Genomic DNA, 20,644 nt, shown 5'->3' on the forward strand with positions numbered 1-20,644 from the left:
CATGCGAAACGACAGAAAGAATATACTGGTCACAACGCAGCTTGACGGGCAGCAGATCCAGTACGCCCGTGTGATGGGGCTTGAGCCCCTTATTGAACCCGCGCTGGAGTTTGAATTCCCCGAGTACTGGGACCGGGTGCTGCGTACCATCAACGATCATCCCAAGGCCGACTGGGTTTTCAGCAGCAGTAACGCCGTAAAAGCCCTTGAGCGGATGCGCCGCAGCGGGCTGCAGGTGCCGCCCAATACCACCGTGTATGCGGTGGGACGAAAGACGGCCGACGCCCTGGCTGACCTGGGCCTGGAAGCCACGGTACCCCGGCGGCAGAAGGCCTCCGGTCTGGCCGAACGCATCGCCGAGGAGGGGGTCGACCGCGTGATCTGGTTCCGGGGCAACCGCGCCCGCCGCGAGCTGCCCGAGATCCTCGCAGAACGCGGCGTGGAGGTACTCGAGGTGGAGGTCTACAAGACCAAGGTGCAGCCGGTGAACCTCCCGGACCGCCACGTGGATGGCATCCTCTTCTACAGTCCCAGCGCTGTGGAGGGATTTTCCAAAGGAGAGGGCTTCAAGGGCGAGCTGCCGGAGCTCTTCGCTATTGGTCCCACCACCGCCCAGGCGCTGCGTGAGGCCGCGGACCGAGAACCGGTGGTCGCCGGGCGACCCGACACCCGCGTGCTGCTCAAAAAGGTCTCCGACACCCTCTTCGACCGCAAACCGGCCACGTGACCTCATCCTTTACCAGGCCTGACACGGCCTGATCAACCCTGTATTGCCTACCATGAGCCACGATTTTCCCCAACTAAAAAACGACCTGCTGCTGCGCGCCCTGCGCGGAGAGCAGGTGGAACGTCCTCCGGTCTGGATGATGCGCCAGGCGGGACGCTACCTGCCGCAGTACATGAAACTGCGCGAGAAATATACCTTCTTCGAGCGGGTGGAGACCCCCGAGCTGGCCTGCGAAATCACCCTGCAGCCCATCGACGAGCTGGAGCCCGATGCGGCGATTATCTTTTCGGACATTCTCACGGTGCCCCAGGCGCTGGGTTTTGAAGTGGACCTGGTGAAGGGCAAGGGACCTGTTTTCGGCAATCCTATTGAGAGTACCGACCATGCTTTTTCCATTCTGGCCGAGGAGGTGCCCCGCAAGCTCTCCCACGTGATGGAGGCCATCACGCTCACCCGGCATGAGCTCGGGGGACGCGTGCCCCTCATCGGGTTTGCCGGGGCGCCTTGGACCCTCTTTTGCTATATGGTGCAGGGACAGGGATCCAAGAATTTTGCCAAAGCCAAGGCTTTCCTGCAGCAGCATCCCGACGCCTCCAGACACGTGCTGGGTGAACTCACCCGTGCCACCATCTCCTACCTTCAGGCGCAGGTAGAGGCGGGCGCGCAAGCGGTGCAGATCTTTGATTCCTGGTCCGGCCTGCTTTCACCCGGCGATTTCAACCGATGGGCCATGCCGCACCTGATGGAGATATGCGAGGCGATTGACGACGTGCCGGTGATTCTCTTTGCCAAGGGGAGTTGGTACGCCCTGGAGCGCCTGTCCTTCAGGGGCGGGGCTGACGCGCTGGGTATCGACTGGACCGTAAGTCCCGAATACGCCCGCGAGGCCACCCGCGGGGAGGTCACCCTGCAGGGCAACTTTGACCCCACCCATCTCTACGCCCCGCCGGAAGAGATCCGCCGCCGCACCCGGCGGATGATCGACCGATTCGGCGTGCAGGGCTACGTGGCCAACCTGGGACACGGCATCCTCCCCGATATTCCGGTGGATCACGCAAGGGCTTTCATAGAAGCTGTAAAGGCTTATAAGTCTAATAAGTCTGAAAGTCATAAAGTCTGAAAGTCGTAAAGTCCGAAGTCTGATGGTTGAAAGTCTGAAGGTGTCCTTTTCCGAATACATCCGCTCGCTGCAGCGGCGCATCTGCGACGCGCTGGAGTCGGAGGACGGGGTGGGTCGTTTCCGCCACGACAACTGGGAGCGCGAGGGCGGGGGAGGGGGACATACCCGCGTGATTGAGGGCGGGGAGGTCTTCGAGAAGGGGGGAGTTAACATTTCCACCGTCCACGGGGAGCTGCCGGAACCCATCCGCCGGCGCTTCGAGGTGGAGGAGGGCTGGTTCTGGGCCGGGGGACTCTCCCTCGTTCTTCACCCACGCAGCCCCATGGTGCCCACCGCGCACGCCAACGTCCGCTATTTCGAGCTTTACGACGATTCGAATTTATCAGAGATGCGCGACTGCTGGTTCGGGGGCGGGGCCGACCTGACCCCTTTCTACCTCTGGGAGGAGGATGCCGTGCATTTCCACCGCGCCTGGAAGGAGGCCTGCGCCCCCCATGGAGAGGAGATCTATCCCGCCTTCAAAAAGGAGTGCGACGACTACTTCTATAACGATCACCGCGGCGAGGCCCGGGGCGTGGGCGGAATCTTTTTCGATTACCTGCGCCCGGGCTCGCAGCCGGCTACCGGGTCCGGTTCCGAAGGCGAGACAGCGGGCGCCGGCGGGGTGGGACGCACCGCGAGGGACTGGTACGACTTCACCACGGACGTGGGCGACGCTTTTCTGGATTCCTACCTCCCCATTGTGCGCCGCCGCCGCGGGGAGCCCTGGGAGGAGCGCCACCGACGCTTCCAGGAGCTGAGGCGGGGACGCTACGTGGAGTTTAATTTAATCTACGATCGCGGTACTTTGTTTGGGCTCAAAACGGGGGGACGTACCGAATCCATCCTGATGAGCCTGCCGCCCCGGGTGCGCTGGGACTACGATTTTACCCCCGAGCCCGGCAGCCGTGAGGAGGAGACCGTGCGCCTGCTTTCCGGCCAGCCGGTGGACTGGATCGGCCGGGAGTCTGGCTGATTTCCGAATCCAACCGCACGAAAACCCAACATCCATCCATGGCACAAGGCGAATTTCCCCACATCCGCAATCGCAGGCTGCGCGCCGGCGAGGCCATTCGTGAAATGGTGGCCGAACACCATCTGACGCCGGACGATTTCATCGCGCCTCTCTTCGTTATGGAGGGCGAGGACGCCGTGGAAGAGATCCCCTCCATGCCGGGCTACTTCCGATACACCCTGGACCGTCTGGCCGGCGAGGCGGAGGAGCTGCGCGAGGCGGGTATCCGGTCGGTTCTTCTTTTCGTGAAGGTGCCCGACTCCAAAAAGGACAACCAGGGCACGGAAGCACTGAACGACGAGGGACTCATGCAGCGAAGCGTGCGGTTTCTGAAGGAGCGCTTTCCCGAACTGCTTGTCATGACTGACGTGGCGCTGGATCCCTATTCCAGCTACGGGCATGACGGTATCGTGGAAGATGGAGAAATCCTCAACGACCCCTCTGTGGAACTACTCGCCCGCATGGCCCTCAGCCATGCTGAGGCGGGGGCCGACATGGTGGCGCCTTCGGATATGATGGACGGACGTATTGCGGCCATGCGCGAGACCCTCGACGCGGCGGACCTGAAGCATACCGGCATCATGGCCTACAGTGCCAAGTACGCCTCCGCGTTTTACGGGCCCTTTCGCGACGCCCTCGATTCAGCCCCGGGCTTCGGGGACAAGAAGAGCTATCAGATGGACCCCCGCAACGTGCGGGAGGCCGTGCGCGAGGCGCGGATGGACGAACAGGAGGGGGCCGACATTGTGATGGTCAAGCCCGGCCTTCCCTACCTGGACGTGGTGCGGGCCGTTCGCGAGGCAGTCAGCGTGCCGGTCTCCGTCTATAATGTCTCCGGGGAATACGCTATGTTGAAGGCGGCAGCCGAGAAGGGCTGGATCGACGGGGAGATGGCCATGATGGAGTCGCTGATCGCTTTCAAGAGGGCGGGGGCCGACCTGATTGCCACCTATTTCGCCAAAGAGGCATCCCAACTGCTGAACGCCAAATATCAGTAATGCGTAACAAGAGCAAAGAACTTTTTGAACGGGCGCAGGAGAGCATCCCCGGCGGCGTGAATTCGCCCGCCCGGGCCTTCAACGCTGTGGGCGGCCCCCCGGTCTTCATTGAATCGGCCGAGGGCTCGGTGCTTGTGGACGTTGACGGCAACGAGTACATCGACTATGTGGGGTCCTGGGGACCCATGATCCTGGGTCACGCCTGGCCGCCCGTTGTGGAGGCGGTGAGGCAGGCCGCCGCCCGGTCCACCTCCTTCGGCGCTCCCACGGAGCTGGAAGTGCGCATGGCCGAGCAGGTAAGGGAGATGGTGCCGGGACTCGACCTCGTGCGTATGGTCAATTCAGGCACCGAGGCCTGCATGAGCGCCATCCGCGTGGCTCGCGGTCACACGGGACGCGACAAGATTATTAAGTTCGAGGGCAACTACCACGGCCACGGCGACGCCTTTCTGATCAAGGCGGGCAGCGGCGCTCTCACCCTGGGAGCGCCCAGCAGTCCCGGCGTCACGGAGGGCACCGCCCGTGACACCCTGGTGGCCGACTTCAACGACCTGAACAGTGTCAAGAAGCTCCTGGCCGGGCACGAGGGGGAGGTGGCCGGCATTATTGTGGAGCCGGTGGCCGGCAACATGGGCTGCGTGCCGCCCAGCCGCGGATTCCTGGAAGGCCTGCGCGAGCTTTGCAACGCCCACGACATCGTGCTCATCTTTGACGAGGTGATGACCGGCTTCCGCGTGGCCATGGGAGGGGCCCAGGAGCGCTACGGCGTACGGGCCGACCTGCTTGCCTTTGGAAAGATCATTGGCGGAGGACTGCCCGTCGGGGCATTCGGAGGCAGGAAGGAGATCATGGACGCCGTCTCACCCGTGGGACCGGTCTACCAGGCGGGCACCCTCTCGGGCAATCCGCTGGCGATGGCCGCAGGACTGACGCTGCTGACCGAACTGCACGAGCATCCCCGGCACTACGACGAGCTGGAGGAGAAGGGAGCCTACCTGCAGAGAGGACTCAAGGAGCTGTGCGGGGAGCGCGGGGTGGATGTGACCATCAATCGCGTGGGATCGATGATCAGTCCCTTCTTCACCGGACGTGAAGTGACGGGATTCGAATCGGCCAATACCACCGACCTCGATCTATTCCGCTCCTTCTTCCACGGCATGCTGAATCGGGGCGTCTACCTGCCGCCCTCCCCCTTCGAAAGCTGGTTTCTCGCCAACTCGCTCACCCGCGATATGATGGACCGCACCCTTGAGGCGGCCGCGGGGGCCCTCGACGAGGCGATGGCATGAACCGGCTACTTGACAAGCTGATGAAGCGTTGGGAGGTGGAGAGCCTTTGGCAGGTGGGAGTGATCCTGGTGGTTTTCGCCCTGACGGGCATGACTACGCTTTACGTGAACGAGTGGCTTTTCGGGCTGCTGGGCATCTCGGACGAGGACCCCTTCTGGTTGCGCACCCTCTTCTGGCTGCTGCTTGTACTTCCCGCCTACCAGGTACTTTTTCTGGCCTACGGCTTCCTGCTGGGACAGTTTCGATTCGTATGGCGCTTCGAGAAGAAGAGTTTTCGTAAATTGACGAGCCTCTTCACGGGCCGCAGGCGGGACGAGCAATGAAGTTGTGTGGAGGGGAGATACCGCGAACCCACCGGGCCGGTGGCCGGACCGGAGTCCCGGCTCCTAGTCTTTTTCCAGCTTCTTCTGCTCCTTGCGCGGCATGGCTTCTATTACGAGCTCGTAGGAGTCTTTGATCCACTCCTTGATAAGCTCCTCTCCCAGGCTGCCGTGGGGATCGACGGCATTCCAGTTTTTCTTGTCGTCCACATCTCCCGGCACCACCTCCTCGTACAGGCCACGCAGCATGGCCGCCTTTACAGGATCGCATTTCAGGTTGATGGCATCAAAACTGTCGGGATCTGCAAGGGCAAAGGTGTGGTCGAGCACCTTGAAGGCCAAGATCCGGTTCTCTTTGTCAAGGTCCTCCCGTGCGCCCCTGAAGTGGAGACAATAGTTTCTAAAATCTTCTACGGTCATAAGTGCGGAATAACGGGTTTTAGCGGGCTAGCGTTCTGCCGGAATAAAGCTTGAATGAAATGAATCTATGGCAATCAAGCAAACTTCGTGCCTCACTTTTACATCCCCTTCCAGACGGCACCGAAAAACAGCAGCCAGGCCAGGATGAAGGCCATTCCGCCAATGGGAGTCACCGCTCCCAGCCAGCGCGCGCCGGTGAAAGCCATCAGGTAGAGGCTGCCCGAGAAAAGCACGATGCCGGCGCCCATCAGCCAGCCGGACCACCGGAGCCACGGGCTTTCGGGCAGGTACTGTGCGGCGATGCCGAGAATCAGCAGTCCCAGGGCGTGATAAAAGTGATAGGTTACGCCGGTGGTGAAGGTCTCAAGCATGTCGGGGTCAAGCCTGCCCCTGAGGGCGTGGGCACCGAAAGCGCCCAGCATAACCGCGAGTGCCATGGCGGCGCTTCCCGATAAAAAAAGAACTTTGCTCATTACAGAGGGATTTTTGGTAAAATAGCATTATTCAGGTTCCGGGCAAGCGAAATCCGCCCCCTACTCCACCCAGTCGGCAACGAAGATGTTGGTGGCGTCGGTCTGGCCGTTATGGCGGTTGGAGGAGAAGACCAGCCGTGAGCCGTCCGGGGAAAACATGGGGAAGGCGTCGAAGACCCCGTCATGGGTAATCTGCTCCAGTCCGCTCCCGTCCAGGTTGATCAGGTAGAGGTTGAAGGGGAAGCCGCGCGGGCTGGCGTGGTTGGAGGAGAAGATGATCTTTTCGCCGGAGGGATGAAAATAGGGGGCCCAGTTGGCGCCGCCCAGGTCGGTGATCTGCCGCAGGTTGGATCCGTCGGCGTTTACCAAGAAGAGCTCCATGTCGGTGGGCTCTACCAGTCCCTTGGCGAGCAGCTCCCTGTAGCGGCTGATCTCATCCGGGGTTTCGGGACGGGAAGCGCGAAAGACGATCTGCGAGCCGTCGGGCGAGAAGAAGGCCCCTCCGTCGTAGCCCAGCTCGTCGGTGATCTGCGTGAGTCCCGATCCGTCCAGGTTCATGGTGTAGAGCTCCAGGTCCCCGCTGCGCAGGGAGGTGAAGACGATCTTGTCGCCCGCAGGGGAGACGGTGGGTTCGGCGTCGTAGCCCCCGCCGGTGGTGAGGGTGTCGAGGATGTTGCCCTGCAGGTCGGCCGTGTAGATGTCGTAGGTGTCGTAGATGGGCCAGACGTAGGCGTCTCCCTGACGGCGTTCGGGCGCTTCGGGACATTGGAGCTGCTGGCCGTGGGTGGAGGAGTAAACGATGGTCGAGTCGCCCGGCATGAAGTAGGAACAGGTGGTGCGGCCCTGGCCGGTGCTGAGCATCTCCGGCCGGCGCTCGTGCATGGGACCCTCTGAGAGGCGCGTGAAGAAGATCTGGTCGCAGTTCACGTTCCAGCCGGAATAGTCGGACTGGAAGACCAGCTTCTCACCGTCGAAGCTGAAATAGGCCTCGGCGTTGTTCCCGCCAGAGGTTAGCTGTCGCACGTTGCGCAGGTGGGTTTCGTCGTCGTATTTAAGGGTATCGGAGGCAGGGTCGTAGGCCTCGTCGGTCTCCGTGCTGATTTGACAGCCGGCCATCAGGACGGCAGCCACCAGGATTAGGATAGGAAATCTCATAGGATGCATAGGGGGTTTGCCGTCGGGATACCAAGACCGGCCGTGCGCCTCAATTCATCGGATCAGGGTGCGCGAAGGTGTAGTCCAGTACCTCCTTCAGCTTGCGGTTCGATGCTATTTTATAATCCCTATGTGAATCTTCGTTGAAGACGGGAGGATCGAGCCCCATTTTTTCAGCCATGCGGGGGTAGAAGAGCTTGCGGGGAGGATGGCCGTCGGATACCGCGTTCAGAATGCCGGGACTCTCGGGAAGCTCAATCAGGCGGCGGATAACGGAGATGCAGTCGTCCAGGTGAATGAGGTTGACGGGTGCGTTGCCCTTGCCCAGGCCCTTGCGCCCCGCCAGGTATCGGACGGGGTGTCGTCCGGGGCCGTAGAGTCCCCCGAAACGCAGCACGTCGGTACGGAACTCCTCCCGCCCGAGCAGCATCTGTTCTGCCTTAAGCAGGGCCTCACCGGAGGGCCGGGTGGCTTCGCCGGGCTGCGCGTCCTCCTCTTCCACCACGCCGCCGTTGGGAGGATAAACGGAGGTGGAGCTGGCGAAGACCAGGTGGCGAAGGGGGCCGCCCTCCACCGCCCGGAGAACGTTTTCCACCTGGGCGGGGAAGAAGGACTCCACGTCTTCACGTCCCCGTCCGGGCGGGATGTTGAGCACCAGTACTTCGGATTCCCAGAATTCGGGGCAATGCTCGCAGACCACTTTTGGGTCCAGGCTCAGGCGAAAGGCATCGATGCCCTTGTCGCGTAACTCTGGCACCTTCTCCTGCGACGTGGTGGAGCCGCGCACGCGGTGGCCGTCCTGCAGCAGCGACTCGGCCAGGGGAGTTCCCAGCCAGCCGCAGCCTAAGATACTTATGTCCATAAAGTCGGAAAGTCAGAAAGTCGGAAAGTCTGGAAGTCGGAAAGTCTGGAAGTCGGAGGTCGGGGTTACTCTTCGTCCATGTAGGGATAGGTCCAGTCGCGGATGGGAATGGTGCTCTCCTTGATGGATCGGACCGAGAGCCAGCGCATCAGGTTGGGCGCGCTGCCCGCCTTGTCGTTGGTGCCCGATTTGCGGGCGCCACCGAAGGGCTGCTGGTTGACCGTGGCCGCGGTGGGCTTGTCGTTGATGTAGAAGTTGCCTGCGGCCTGTCTGAGGGTGTCGGCCATATGCTTGAGCACGTATCGGTCCTTGGCAAAAATAGCCCCGGTAAGCGCGTAGGGCGAGGTTTGGTCGCACAGCTCCAGGGTCTCCTCGAATTCCTCGTCCGGGTAGACGTAGACGGTGAGTACGGGCCCGAAGATCTCCTCTTCCATGGTTTTGAAGCGGGGGTCGTGGGCGCGGATCAGCGTGGGCTGTATGAAGTAGCCCTCGGAGTCGTCGTAGTCGCCCCCGAAGAGGATCTCCGCGTCGTCGGACTCCCTGGCGTAGTCGATGTAGGAAGTGATGCTGTCGAAGGCCTTTTTGTCGATGACGGCCCCCATAAAGTTGGTGAAATTCTCCACGTCGCCCACCTTGACCCCGGCAACCTCCTCCAGAAACCGGTCCCGGAAATCATCCCAGATCGATTCCGGGATGTACATGCGGGAGGCGGCGGAGCATTTCTGTCCCTGGTACTCGTAGGCGGCGCGGATGGCGGCGACCACCATGTCGTGAACGTCGGCGGTGTGGTGGGCGAAGATAAAGTCCTTGCCTCCCGTTTCGCCCACGATGCGCGGGTAGGTGTGATACTTTTCGATGTTGTCGGAGATTTTCTTCCAGAGGTGGTGGAAGGTGCCGGTGGAGCCGGTGAAATGTAGTCCGGACAGGTGTTCGCTCTCCAGCACCGGATCGCCCACATCGGGGCCGTTGCCCGGCAGGAAGTTGATCACGCCCTCGGGGAGGCCCGCCTCCTGGAAAATCTTCATTACGTACCAGCTGGAGTAGATGGAGGAGGTGGCCGGTTTCCAGAGGGAGACGTTGCCGCACATGGCGGGCGCGGAGGGCAGGTTGCCGGCGATGGCGGTAAAGTTGAAGGGCGTCACCGCAAAGACGAAGCCCTCCAGGGGGCGGTATTCCAGGCGGTTCCACATTTCACGCGGAGAATAGGGCTGCTCGCTGTAAATCTGGTTGAGGTAATAGGCGTTGAAGCGCAGGAAATCGGAGAGCTCGCCCACCGCTTCGATTTCCGACTGGTGCGGGGTCTTCGACTGCCCCAGCATGGTGGTGGCGTTCATGGTGTAGCGGTAGGTCTCCGTAATCAGGTTGGCCGCGCGAAGGAAGATGGAGACCCGCTCCTCCCAGGGCAGCGCCGCCCATTTCTCGCGAGCTTCCATGGCGGCCTCAATGGCCATCTTGACCTCTTTCTCCCCGCACAGGTGCACCGTTGCCAGCTTGTGCGAGTGGTTGTGCGGCATCACCACGTCTTCCGTGCGCCCGGTGCGCACTTCTTCGCCCCCTATGACGGCGGGAATTTCGATCTTGCGGGAGCGCAGCCTCTGGAGCTCGTCTTTCAGTTTCTGCCGCTCGGGCGTACCCGGCGCGTAGTCTAGATATACCTCGTTCTCAGGTTCCCGAAGGTTGAAGAGTGCGTTAGCCATGGAAGCGTGCGATGCTTGTATTTCGGTTGACGGATGCGAGGGCCAAAGGCGATTGTGCGCCCGTTTTCAAGCCGGGCGGAAGTTAACAATTATTTGTCAAAGGTGCGTCCGGCTAGGCCCCTTGACTGTCCAGAAACGAGAGAACGCGGGCGGCCGTTTCAGCGGCCGTTTCCATACAGTCGGGAAGGGATACGCCGCCGACAAAATTGCCGCAGGCAAAGAGGCCCGGCCGGTCGCGCTCCATCTGTGTAAGGGCTTCGCGCAGCTCCCCGTAGGCGGCGGTGTACTGCGGGATGGCCGCCTCCCAGAATGTGTGGGAGACAAAAACGGGGTCGCCCGAAATACCAAGTATGGGAGCCAGGTCGGCCAGCAGCTGCCCGCGCAGCTTCCCGGTGGACCGCGAGGCCAGTTCGGGCTGGCGGGCGCCGCCCGCAAAGGTGGTCAGCAGCACATGGCCATCGGGGGCGCGTCCCGGGAAAAGGGTGGAGGAGAAGAGGGTTCCGAGGGGAGAGAGGGACTCCCTTTCGGGGATGAGCAGGCCGAAACCGTCCAGGGGATGGTCTACCTGCTCGCGGCGGAAGCCGGTAGCCAGCACGCTTACGGGTGCCGCCGGCAGGCGAGGGAGGTCCGGCATTCCGGACATCTGTGCGATGACAGGCGGGGGACAGGCCAGCACCAGGGCCTGATGGGTGCGGGTCCGGTTTTCGCCTTCTCGGCGGAAGGATACCTCCCACCCGGGGCGGCGGCGTGCGGGCGCAGCTCCCCCGGGATGCTCCCGGCGTCCTCCCCCGGGTCCGCTACCGCGGGTGCGGCGAAGTGTCCGTACGTCCGCGCCGGTCAGCAGCTCCATGGCCGTTGCTTCGGCCAGTGCGTGCGGCAACTCCTGCATGCCTCCGGCGAAGGAGACCAGGCGGCGCCCGCCGCCCTTTGAGTCCCCAACTCCGCCGAACAGGGAGGCCAGTCCTCCGGCCAGCAGGGAGCCGTATTGCTGCTCCATTTCCCAGAGGCGCCGGAAGCTGTGGCGCATGACCAGCTGTTCGGGGTCGCCCGCCCATATGCCGCCCACAAAGGGGTTGACGGCGTAGTCGACCACTTCGGGACCCAGCCGGCGCCGAAAGAAGGAGGCTACGCTCTCGTCGGGGTTTTCCCCGCGACGCGCGAAGGGCTCCGCCAGCAGGCGCAGCTTGGCGCCGGCGCTGAGCAGTCCGGTGGAGATCATTTCACCCGGGGAGGAGGGCAGGGGCTGCGGCCGTCCGTCCCGCAGGATGTAGCGACGCGAGGCGGTCTTTTCCGCCTCCTGAAGACGCTCCTCCAGTCCCAAGTCCCGCACCAGCTCCCCGGCCCGGCTGCCCCCACGCAGAAGGAGAGTGTTGGGCCCCTCGTCCACCTGCCAGCCCGCCGAGGCGCGCGTGCGGATGAGTCCCCCCACCCTCGGCTGTTTCTCGTATAGGGTGATCCTGGCGCCGCCTTCGGAGAGTATACGGGCCGCGGTTAGGCCTGAGATGCCGCCGCCCACCACGCCCACGGAGGGTCCGTCGCGGGGCACCGGCGGTTTCGGCGCATCGGTACCGGGTGAGGTTGTCGGTTCCAGATTCATGGGTGGTTCAGTCGAAGGTTCCACGCCGCCGCGGGGAGAAGAGGCTCATAAGCTGGTCGAGCAGGCCGCGCTTGAGCATGGAGACCTTTTCGTTGCGCCCCAGCGAGAGGAAGCGAAGCAGGTTGCGAAGCTCCGCCATCAGTTCCGGGGGATCGGTAACCAGGGTGTCGCTCGCGATGATACGGTCCCAGTTCAGCGGTTGTCCGAAGCGCACGCCGGCGCGCTGCATGGTCTGGTGGTAGAGGTGGGCGATAAGTCCGTATCCAATGGTGGTGGGATGGATGCCGTCAAGGCTGAATATACCGCCCCGGCGAACCTTGCCGGTCTTCTCATCCACGCGCAGGTAGTCGGTGCTCAGGTTGGGATGCACGGGGTCCTCCACCAGCTGCTGTGTGGCGGGGTTGCGCAGCATGGCCTTGCGAAATTCTTCGGGGTAGTCGAGCCTGGGAGGTCCGCCGAGGCGCCGGCGGGCGTAGGCGCTTACGTAGGCGTTGAGCGGGACCACGACCCAGCCGTAGCGCGCCGCCGTGTCGCGGATAATCTTGTTATACTCGTCCACCACCTGGTCGAGCTCGATGGCCTGCTCTTTGCTGAGGAAGGGATGGCGGTCCGGGTCGAAGTCGCTGTCCCATATCCAGAAGCGCGTGTAGTAGTCAAAGTATCCCCCGGGCTTGCGGTCAGGGTTGTGGTTCACCCCGCGGGTCACCGGCGGGATGGTGACGTAGGGTATGGTCTGGGTGATCACCCGTTCCGCCCCGATCTGCGCCGCCTCCTCGGCCAACGCTTCGAACTCCCTCTTGAAATGCTCGGGGCGGTAGACGGTGTAGTTGCGCTCGGGGGTGAACTTCTCGAGGTCCTCCTCCTCAGAGTATTCAAAACGCAGGTCGGTGACCGCCCCGATGATGTTGTTGTGTCCCATACAGACAATGAGATTCTCGATGCCTCCGTTGCGCTGCAGCCAGCGCGCATTGTCGAGCTGCGTGCTGCAGGCGAAGGTCTCGCCCAGGCTGGGATTCAGCACCAGACGGGCGGTCACGTACATGGCGTGATCAGGCAGAAAGCTGAAAATGGAGTAGGTCTCCGGCTGCTTCTCCGCCACCTTGCGGGCGCGCTCTTCGGTCATCATCCAGGCGTCGTTCATGGCGAAGCCCCAGACCGACTGGTTGTGGTAGGGCGCGGTCCGATTGCGGGCCAGCGATATGCGGTTGCCTTCCCAGTGGTTTTTAATGCGGCGCAGGGTGGTGTAGAGGTGCTTGAGGGCGGGAAGGTATTCGGTCCATGTCAGCGATGAACCGAACTCGTCGGAAAGTCCCCTGGCCAGCACTTCCAGGTTTAGGGGTATACCGCCCTGGGCGGTAAAGAGGGGCTGGTCGAAGCGCGACGGGGGCTCGAAGCACTCGGCCAGGAAGGCGGGGAAACTCAGGTCGGTGCGGTAGACGCCCCCGTTGTTGAAGCCCTGGCTGACGCTGTCGCCTACCACGACCAGCTTATGTTCTGCAGATGTTGCCACGCATGATTGGTATTGGTCCCTCTCCGCTGCATCCCGCCCTAGCAGCGATGCCGGGACCGGAATGGGGGAGGGCTCTCGGCTTGGATGAAGATACGATATAAGCAATTAACCGGAATATGTAAACGCATTGCAAGTTCAAGCATATTAGTGCTATTTTCGAACGGGTGCGTACCGCGCCCAACGACCCGTAAAAACATGATCCGTGAATACCGACCGGACCCTCCACATGAGCGATTCCCCTGACAACCGAATGCAGCGTTTCCGACGCAAACGGGAGGAAATGAACGAGAAGATCTTCGACCTGGATCACCTCGGCATCAAGCGCTTTTTCAACCTGGACACGCAGACCTACAGGGAGGGCGCCCTCCCCGAATCGACCAAGGAGCTGCTGGGACTGACGGCCTCCGCCGTGCTGCGCTGCAACGACTGCATCGACTATCATCTGGAGCAGTGCGCGCGAGCCGGCGCCGCGAAGGCCGAGATTGTGGAGGCCCTGAACGTGGCCCTGGTGGTGGGCGGCAGCATCGTTATTCCCCACCTGCGCCACGCTGTGGAAACCATGGAGATCCTGGAGGATGAAGGTCTGTTGGAAGCGTAAGGTGAATATCCACGCTCCGCGTTTATTCCTGCGGCTGCGCGGCAGGGCGGCTGCCCTGCTGGCGGCCCTGTTGCTGTCGGCCGCGCCCCTGCGCGCCCAGGTGCTTCCTGGTCCGGTAGGTGCCGACTCTCTCAGCTCTACCCTGGTGCCCGTGATCGCCTACAGCTCCGACGAGGGCTGGGTAGGGGGCGCCGTCTACAGCCGCATCAGCTACCGGGGAGATGACGAGCCTTTTCACAGCTATCTGCAGGCTTCGGCGCTCGTTTCCACCAAAGGTTTTGTGGAGATCCAGGCCCGGCGTGAACAGCTGACTACCTTCGGGCGCAGCCTGCGCAGCGAGGCGGAGATTTTCCTGAATCGCTATGCCTTCAATAACTATTTCGGGGTAGGCAACACCACCACCTTCTCACGCGACCGATGGGATGACGAATACTATTTCTTCGACGATCTGGGCGTGGGCGGGGCTTTCCGGCTGCGTCATCCCCTGCACCGGAGGGAAGAGTCGCGGCTGGACCTGAGCATGGGACTGGCCTCCGAATATCACATCTCCTATGTGCGCAAGGAGGACTCCAGGTTTTTCCAGGCACGCCCCAACGGCGACGAAGGCGGATGGGTGAACCTGCTGGAGTCAGGCCTGATCTGGGAGAACCGCGACAGCGAATTTGACCCCCGGCGCGGCGCGCGCTTCGATCTGAAGGTTCGTTTTGCTCCTCACGGGCTGAGCGACTTCGACTTCACCACCGTCCGCCTCACCATGCGCCACTATTTCCGCCTGTTGGGCTTTGTCACGGTGGCCCAGCGCCTGCAGGGACGCCACGCCGGCGGGGATGTGCCCTACTGGGAGCTCTCCCGGCTGGGCGACGACCACACCCTGCGGGGTTTTCCCCTGAACCGTTTCCAGGGGCGCTCCTCCCTCTCCTACACGCTGGAGCTGCGCACCTGGCTGGTCGAGTTTCCCGCCTACGGCCTGAAATTCGGAGGACAGCTTTTCACCGACACGGGCCGGGTGTTTACCTCCGAAGATGATACGGGCGACCTTCTGGAGGATTACCACCAGACCTTCGGTTTCGGGGGCGCCATGTCGGCCTTCAATCCCGATTTCATCCTGCGGGGCGACATAGGTTTTTCTGAGGATATGGTGCGTCTTTATATTGGGATCGGCTACATGTTCTGAATCCGACGCGCCTGTGTTGCGGGCATGCGCCGGACACACCTGCGATGACCGAACAAACATTTAAAAAAAGACAGCTTCCAAGATATGCCGCTTGTACTGCTGACCGCTGCCGAAGAAGACGTTGAGGAGACGCTGGAAAAACTATCCGCGTCTGACCTGAATGCCCTGCACTTGCCCCTGGAGCGCTACGTGCCGGTGGAGGCGGAGGAGAAGACCGAAGAGCTGCTGGGCCGCCTGGACGAATTTGAGCAGATCGCCTACGGCAGCCTTCGCAACGCCCGTTTTTTCCTGGAGGCGGTGCGCGAACGGGGGCTCCTCGAAGAGGTTCGAGGCCGTGTAAATCTGGCGGTGAACCCGCGCACGGCTTCCTGGCTGGAGGAGCGGGATGTGCCGGCTATCTGCGCCGACCTTAACGCCTTGGGGCAGTCCGGCGACGGCGGGTCCCGGGGCGGCCGGGCCATCGACCTGATGGAGTTCCTGCTGCGACTGCGGCGCACCGGACCCACCCTCTATCCCTGTGGGTTGGAGACCCCCGAAGAGCTGCCTGGCCTGTTGCGGGAGCTCGATATGCCGGTGGAGGAGCTGGTGCTGTTCAGAAGCAAGGGACCTGGTGAGGACCGGCTGGAGGCTTACCGGACCCGGCTTGCGGAACGCCCACCCGACGCAGTGGTCTTTCACTCGCGGCGTGCGGTGGTACGCACCCTGGCCGCCTTCCCGGAGCTTGACCTGGATGCGGCCACCTTGGTGACGGCCGATACCGGCATCACGCAGAAGCTGCGCGAGGAGGGCGCGGAGGCCGATCTGGAGGCCGGCGGCAGCTGGGAGAGTATTGTGGAGAAGCTGGCCGGGGCTTGGGGATAAGAGTTGTAGTGGAATACTCCGCATGAGCCACTGACTCGCATATTCAACGAGTCCAGCGGACCCGCAATAGTTGTTCGGCCTGGCAGTCGGTTTCCAGGTGTCCCTGGTAGGCCTTGTGCAGGGCGCTGCCGATACGGCGCGCCAGGTGCATGCCGGTGGTCCGCAGCTGAATTCCCTCTTCCGTACTGTGTATCGCGCCTGGATTCATCATGCGCTCCAGCGGGTATTCCCTGAGCTCCAGGGCCGCGGTGTTACGCACAAGGTTCATAATCTCCTCGCGGTGTTCTCGGAAAAAGTCGCCTGAGAGTTCCACCAGCCCAGCCGGATCGTCGTCGGCGATTCGAAGGCAGGCTGGGCAGGTGTCTTCTCCAGTCTCCGCGGGAATTTCATCCCAGCTCCAGCGTCCCATGCTGAAAAGGGCTCCGCAGGAGCTGCATAGTGTGGGTTCGGCATATGGTATATCGTCCATGGCCGTTTAGTCGGTTTCAGGCCCCACCAGCACAAGCAGGGGACGTTGACCGAACAGTCCCATTTCCCGGGTGCGCGCGGCGCTCAGCAGGGCGTCAAAAAAGCTTTTTTTGTAGCGCGTCATGATCAGCAGGGAGGTGTCATGTTCGTTCATGAAGGTGTTGATGCCTTCGTGGAAATCTCCATTGTAGGCCAGGTGCATGGGCAGTTTGGGCTTGCCCGTGGCCTCGGCGGCCAGCGAGCGGAATCCGCGGTAGTCCATTTCGTTACGAAAGGACTTCTCTTCTGCGATGTGCACCACGCCCAGTTTCGCCTTGAAAAGCTTGGAAAAATCGGCCGTCCACCGCAGAGCCTTGAGGTCGCCCTCTTTGTAGTCGGTGGCAAAGTGGATGTTTTGGAAATCATTGAATTGGCTCTCCGGAGGAATGACCATCACCGGAACCGGCGACTGGCTGATGATACCGGAGGCCATGCTGCCCATCAATGCGCGGTGGGCGTTACCTGCACCCTGCGTGCCCATGACGAGGAGGTCGGGCTTGCGCTCGCGCACCATGTCCAGCAGGTTTACCACCGGGTTGCCGGAGAGGAGGGAGGTGGTGATTTCCAGATCCCGGTACGTTTCATCCACCATTAACCGGTCCTTTAGCTTTTGGAATCGCTCCCGGGCCTGAGCCGTGACTTCCTGCTTTTTATCTCTGGAGGAGGGCGCCAGGTCGATCGGTTCTTCGGATACGTGTACTATGGTGAGGGTGGCGCCCGTCCGGCGCGCGATCTCGGCGGCATATGGCAGGGCTTTTTCGGACGCCTGGGAAAAGTCTGTGGGGAAGTAGATGTTGCGAATCGGTTCTTTCATGGTTGTGTCCGTGTGAATTAAAATGATAAAATTGAGAAGGGTTACCTCACCTTATGAACCGAAAATATACAAGTTGGAAGTACGACCTGGAAGAGTATAACTCGCACGGCCCGTGTGGGGGGATGGATTACGCGGATGTGGGGATCAGGGCAGAGTGAACGGTGAGAGGGGGATTCGAAGGTGAGATTTAACAGGTTTTTTATAAATTGAGTTCTTGCAATTCAGTGGCACCTCAAGAGAAACTGCCGTGGCGGAGAATAACGCACTTACCGACATTGATTTCCGGGCCCTGCTCGATCGGGCTCCTCGCCTGTTTATGCTCGTTGATTTCGATGGAGTCATCCGCTATTGGAACTGGGGCGGGCAGGAGCTCCTCGGTTACGAGCCCGACGAAATGGTGGGTCGGCAAGTCTGGAGCCTTTATCCTGATCGCGGGGAAGATGTCTTTCGGGAGGACCTGGAGCTGATCCGTTCCGGGCAAACCCTTTCGGCCATCTTTAGGTCCAGGCACAAGAATGGGGATCACCACTGGGTGGATGTGAAACGCAGACTCTTCACAGACGGCAGCGACCGGGAGTGGATTCTGGCCTCCGCCAGCGACGTCAGCCGCTATGTGCACACCGAGCGGGAGCTGGAGCGAAGCGAACAGCGCATGAAGGCTATCATAGACCATACGGTGGAGGGTATCATCACCATAGACACGCGCGGCGCCATCCAGAGTTTCAACAGCTCCGCCGAGGAGATTTTCGGTTACGAGGAGAGAGAGGTGCTGGGCAGGAACGTGAAGGTGCTCATGCCGCAGCCCTACCGGGGCGAGCACGACGGATATATGGAGAACTATCTTCGTACCGGCGAAAAGAGAATCATCGGCATCGGACGGGAGGTGCGGGGCCGCCGCAAGGACGGCAGCGTCTTTCCCATGGAGCTCTCGGTGAGCGAAATCCGTTTCGAGGACGAGCGCCTCTTTACCGGACTTGTCAAGGATATCAGCCAGCGCCGCCAGCTGGAGAATGAGATCCTGCAGGTGAGTGAGCATGAGCGCCAGCGCATCGGACGGGATCTGCACGACGGACTGGGACAGATGCTGACCGGCATCAAGCTCATCTCACAGAACCTGGCCCGCAGGCTGAAAGCCGACGGGCTGCCTGCCGCCGACGAGGTGCAGGAGATTTCCGATATGATACAGGAGGCCGATCAGCAGGCCAAGGCACTGGCACACGGACTGGTGGCCATCGAGCTGGGAGCGGAGGGCTTCCGCGAGGCACTGGCGCGCATGTGCGACCGGGGGGAAAGCATGTTCGACATAACCTGTCATATGGAACTGGAGGAAGAGCTGGAGGTGACTGATCGGCTGATGGTCACCCACATGTACCGCATTGTGCAGGAGGCCATGCACAATGCCGTTAAGCACGGGCAGGCGAACACCCTATGGGTTCGTCTGTACCGCTCGGACGGGTTTCTCAGCCTGGAAATCGAAGACAACGGTATGGGATTTGCCCGAGCCGCGGAGAAGGGAGATGAGAAGGGTATCGGTGTGGACACCATGGACCACCGGGCGCATATCATGGGGGGACGTCTTGAAATAGGTGAGAGTCCCGGGGGAAGAACGCAGGTGCGTGTGACGGTCCCGCTGGCCGAATTACGACTTACATCCAACGAAGAAGCATAAAAAACTATGAGCAAAAGCAACTCCTTCAAGAAAGCGATCGCCATCATAGACGACCATCCCATGATGCGCAAGGGACTGGCAGCCACCCTGGACAGCGAACCGGGATTCGAGGTGGTGGCCCAGTACGAGAAGGGTGAGGAGGCCCTGCAGCATTTCGAGGAGTTGGATCCCGACCTGATGATCGTAGATATTTCCCTGCCGGGTATGAACGGGTTGGAGCTGGTCAAACATCTCATCGCCCGCGACGAGGATGCGCGCATTCTGGTGGTTTCCCGCCACGACGAGAATATCTACGCCGAGCGGGTGATACGCGCAGGTGCCAAGGGCTATGTGATGAAGCTGGAGGCCGGTGACGTGCTGGTTAAAGCCTGCCGCAAAATTCTCAACGGAGGCATGTACATTAGCGAGGAGGTTAGCGAAAAGCTTCTCATGGGTATGGCCAGGGGACAGAAAGACCTCTCCAAGTCACCCATCGACATGTTGAGCGACCGTGAGCTTGAGGTCTTCGAACTGACGGGCAACGGTAACAGCACCCGTGAGATCGCCGAGCAGCTCCACCTGTCAGTGAAGACGGTGGAGTCGTACCGCGCCCGCATCAAGACCAAGCTCAACCTTGAGAATGCCACCGAGCTGATGGTGCACGCCATCAAATGGGTGGAGAACGAAAGTCACCTCTCCGGGGATTAAGACAGAAGAAGATGGGCGCATCACTTACACTTGGACGGGTAAAGGGCATTAAAATTCGTGTCCACTGGACCTTCTATCTCCTGTTGGCCTGGATCGTTTTCCTGGAGGTCAGCAGGGGTAGCAGCCTGGAATCCATGCTGTGGAGCGTGGCCTTTATTCTGGTCCTATTTGGTTGCGTGGTGCTGCATGAACTGGGACACTCCTTGACCGCCATGCGGTTCGGAATATCCACACGGCAGATTACCCTTCTGCCCATAGGTGGGGTGGCCAGCCTGGAAAAGATGCCTGAGGATCCCTGGGAGGAGCTTCTGGTTGCTCTGGCTGGTCCCGCCGTAAACGTGATCATTGCCCTCGTGCTGTGGATGCTGTTGCCCGTAGGTGCGTTCTTTTCGCAAAACCCCGAGGCCCTTCAGGAGGCCCTGTCGGTGATCAACGCGGGGAATTTTCTCTACCTTCTCCTGTCGGCCAATCTTCTGCTGGTGGCGTTCAATATGATTCCCGCTTTTCCGATGGACGGAGGACGCGTGCTGCGGGCACTGCTGGCCATGCGCATGGATCGTGTCCGTGCCACACGCGCAGCCGCACTGCTGGGACAAGGCCTGGCTGTACTCTTTTTTCTGGTGGGCATCGTCTATAATCCCATTTTGGCATTGGTCGGTGTATTCATCTATTTCGGCGCCCGCTCGGAAAGTGCCATGGAAGAGCAGATGGTGGTGCTCAGGGGCCGTACCGTTCGCGAAGCGATGATGACCGACGTTACGCTGGTTGATCCGCAGGCCACCATCGGGGAGGTGATTGATCTGATCCTCGACGGCACAGAAAGGGATTTCGTGGTTTCCAGCGGCAGGGAGGTGGAGGGCGTGCTTTATGAAACGGATCTCATACGTGCCTGGCGAAGCCGGGGACAGGACGTGCCCGTGCACGAAGTGATGGTACGCGGGGTAAAGGCTGTTTCGGCCGGCGATCCCCTAAAAGAGGTGATCAGCCGACTGCAGGAAGGGCGTTCCTTTCTGCCCGTAGTGGAGGATGGCCGGCCCGTGGGGGCCATCGACACAAACAACCTGAGCGAATTCATCGTCTTCCGTGCCACAACCGGCATGCGGTCCGCTTGA

The 20,644-nt window shown here is 61.3% G+C and carries 21 protein-coding genes; 12 read left to right on the plus strand and 9 right to left on the minus strand.

What is annotated here, in order from left to right; translation table 11 throughout:
* Window position 1: 1 nt before the first annotated feature.
* From U5K31_09930 to U5K31_09955, 6 genes are read left to right on the plus strand one after another with little or no spacing between them, the layout of a single operon-like run.
* A complete protein-coding gene (locus U5K31_09930; protein ID MDZ7773038.1) occupies window positions 2–727 on the plus strand; it encodes a uroporphyrinogen-III synthase in 726 nt (241 codons plus the stop codon).
* 52 nt (window positions 728–779) lie between these two features.
* Window positions 780–1,847, plus strand: a complete 1,068-nt coding sequence (gene hemE / locus U5K31_09935; GenBank protein MDZ7773039.1) for a uroporphyrinogen decarboxylase — start codon at window positions 780–782, stop codon at window positions 1,845–1,847.
* A 22-nt stretch (window positions 1,848–1,869) separates the two neighbouring features.
* A complete protein-coding gene (gene hemF / locus U5K31_09940; GenBank protein MDZ7773040.1) occupies window positions 1,870–2,862 on the plus strand; it encodes an oxygen-dependent coproporphyrinogen oxidase in 993 nt (330 codons plus the stop codon).
* Window positions 2,863–2,900: 38 nt separating this feature from the next.
* Complete coding sequence (gene hemB, locus U5K31_09945) at window positions 2,901–3,899, plus strand: porphobilinogen synthase (protein MDZ7773041.1); 999 nt, start codon at window positions 2,901–2,903, stop codon at window positions 3,897–3,899.
* Window positions 3,899–5,188 (plus strand): glutamate-1-semialdehyde 2,1-aminomutase, encoded by a 1,290-nt coding sequence (gene hemL / locus U5K31_09950; GenBank protein MDZ7773042.1) that lies wholly within the window; start codon window positions 3,899–3,901, stop codon window positions 5,186–5,188. The genes hemB and hemL overlap by 1 nt, the downstream gene beginning before the upstream one ends.
* Window positions 5,185–5,511, plus strand: coding sequence for a DUF6787 family protein (locus U5K31_09955; GenBank protein MDZ7773043.1), 327 nt, complete (start codon window positions 5,185–5,187; stop codon window positions 5,509–5,511). The genes hemL and U5K31_09955 overlap by 4 nt, the downstream gene beginning before the upstream one ends.
* Before the next feature lie 63 nt (window positions 5,512–5,574).
* Here the strand turns inward: U5K31_09955 and U5K31_09960 are convergent, their stop codons facing one another.
* From U5K31_09960 to U5K31_09990, 7 genes are all read right to left on the minus strand, one after another.
* On the minus strand, window positions 5,575–5,928 hold the full coding sequence (locus tag U5K31_09960) for an MmcQ/YjbR family DNA-binding protein (protein ID MDZ7773044.1): 354 nt from the start codon (window positions 5,926–5,928) through the stop codon (window positions 5,575–5,577).
* A 98-nt stretch (window positions 5,929–6,026) separates the two neighbouring features.
* Window positions 6,027–6,401, minus strand: a complete 375-nt coding sequence (locus U5K31_09965) for a DUF423 domain-containing protein (protein MDZ7773045.1) — start codon at window positions 6,399–6,401, stop codon at window positions 6,027–6,029.
* Window positions 6,402–6,461: 60 nt separating this feature from the next.
* Window positions 6,462–7,556, minus strand: coding sequence for a hypothetical protein (locus tag U5K31_09970; GenBank protein ID MDZ7773046.1), 1,095 nt, complete (start codon window positions 7,554–7,556; stop codon window positions 6,462–6,464).
* A 49-nt stretch (window positions 7,557–7,605) separates the two neighbouring features.
* Complete coding sequence (locus tag U5K31_09975; GenBank protein MDZ7773047.1) at window positions 7,606–8,418, minus strand: SDR family oxidoreductase; 813 nt, start codon at window positions 8,416–8,418, stop codon at window positions 7,606–7,608.
* Window positions 8,419–8,483: 65 nt separating this feature from the next.
* The gene (gene pruA, locus U5K31_09980; GenBank protein ID MDZ7773048.1) at window positions 8,484–10,115 is read right to left on the minus strand and encodes an L-glutamate gamma-semialdehyde dehydrogenase; all 1,632 of its coding nucleotides are present in this window, start codon (window positions 10,113–10,115) and stop codon (window positions 8,484–8,486) included.
* 112 nt (window positions 10,116–10,227) lie between these two features.
* The gene (gene hemG / locus U5K31_09985) at window positions 10,228–11,712 is read right to left on the minus strand and encodes a protoporphyrinogen oxidase (protein MDZ7773049.1); all 1,485 of its coding nucleotides are present in this window, start codon (window positions 11,710–11,712) and stop codon (window positions 10,228–10,230) included.
* A 7-nt stretch (window positions 11,713–11,719) separates the two neighbouring features.
* Entirely contained in the window at window positions 11,720–13,222 is a 1,503-nt protein-coding gene (locus U5K31_09990; GenBank protein ID MDZ7773050.1) for a hypothetical protein, read from the minus strand.
* A gap of 226 nt (window positions 13,223–13,448) precedes the next feature.
* Here U5K31_09990 and U5K31_09995 point away from each other — a divergent pair, with 226 nt between their 5' ends.
* The 3 genes from U5K31_09995 to U5K31_10005 all read left to right on the plus strand — a co-directional run bounded on the left by U5K31_09995 (window position 13,449) and on the right by U5K31_10005 (window position 15,855).
* Window positions 13,449–13,820 (plus strand): carboxymuconolactone decarboxylase family protein, encoded by a 372-nt coding sequence (locus U5K31_09995; GenBank protein MDZ7773051.1) that lies wholly within the window; start codon window positions 13,449–13,451, stop codon window positions 13,818–13,820.
* 1 nt (window position 13,821) lies between these two features.
* Window positions 13,822–14,994 (plus strand): BamA/TamA family outer membrane protein, encoded by a 1,173-nt coding sequence (locus U5K31_10000; protein ID MDZ7773052.1) that lies wholly within the window; start codon window positions 13,822–13,824, stop codon window positions 14,992–14,994.
* A gap of 84 nt (window positions 14,995–15,078) precedes the next feature.
* Window positions 15,079–15,855, plus strand: a complete 777-nt coding sequence (locus tag U5K31_10005; GenBank protein ID MDZ7773053.1) for a uroporphyrinogen-III synthase — start codon at window positions 15,079–15,081, stop codon at window positions 15,853–15,855.
* A gap of 43 nt (window positions 15,856–15,898) precedes the next feature.
* Here the strand turns inward: U5K31_10005 and U5K31_10010 are convergent, their stop codons facing one another.
* Together U5K31_10010 and U5K31_10015 are read right to left on the minus strand one after the other, a co-directional pair.
* Window positions 15,899–16,324, minus strand: coding sequence for a BCAM0308 family protein (locus U5K31_10010; GenBank protein MDZ7773054.1), 426 nt, complete (start codon window positions 16,322–16,324; stop codon window positions 15,899–15,901).
* A 6-nt stretch (window positions 16,325–16,330) separates the two neighbouring features.
* Complete coding sequence (locus tag U5K31_10015) at window positions 16,331–17,176, minus strand: universal stress protein (GenBank protein MDZ7773055.1); 846 nt, start codon at window positions 17,174–17,176, stop codon at window positions 16,331–16,333.
* A gap of 247 nt (window positions 17,177–17,423) precedes the next feature.
* On the opposite strand from U5K31_10015, the gene U5K31_10020 reads away from it, so the two are divergent.
* The 3 genes from U5K31_10020 to U5K31_10030 are packed head-to-tail and all read left to right on the plus strand — an operon-like array spanning window position 17,424 to window position 20,644.
* A complete protein-coding gene (locus U5K31_10020; protein ID MDZ7773056.1) occupies window positions 17,424–18,845 on the plus strand; it encodes a PAS domain S-box protein in 1,422 nt (473 codons plus the stop codon).
* Window positions 18,846–18,851: 6 nt separating this feature from the next.
* Window positions 18,852–19,532 (plus strand): response regulator transcription factor, encoded by a 681-nt coding sequence (locus U5K31_10025; GenBank protein MDZ7773057.1) that lies wholly within the window; start codon window positions 18,852–18,854, stop codon window positions 19,530–19,532.
* An 11-nt stretch (window positions 19,533–19,543) separates the two neighbouring features.
* Window positions 19,544–20,644, plus strand: a complete 1,101-nt coding sequence (locus U5K31_10030; GenBank protein ID MDZ7773058.1) for a site-2 protease family protein — start codon at window positions 19,544–19,546, stop codon at window positions 20,642–20,644.

It is taken from the genome of Balneolaceae bacterium, assembly GCA_034521445.1.
Taxonomy (GTDB): Bacteria; Bacteroidota; Rhodothermia; order Balneolales; family Balneolaceae; genus JAXHMM01.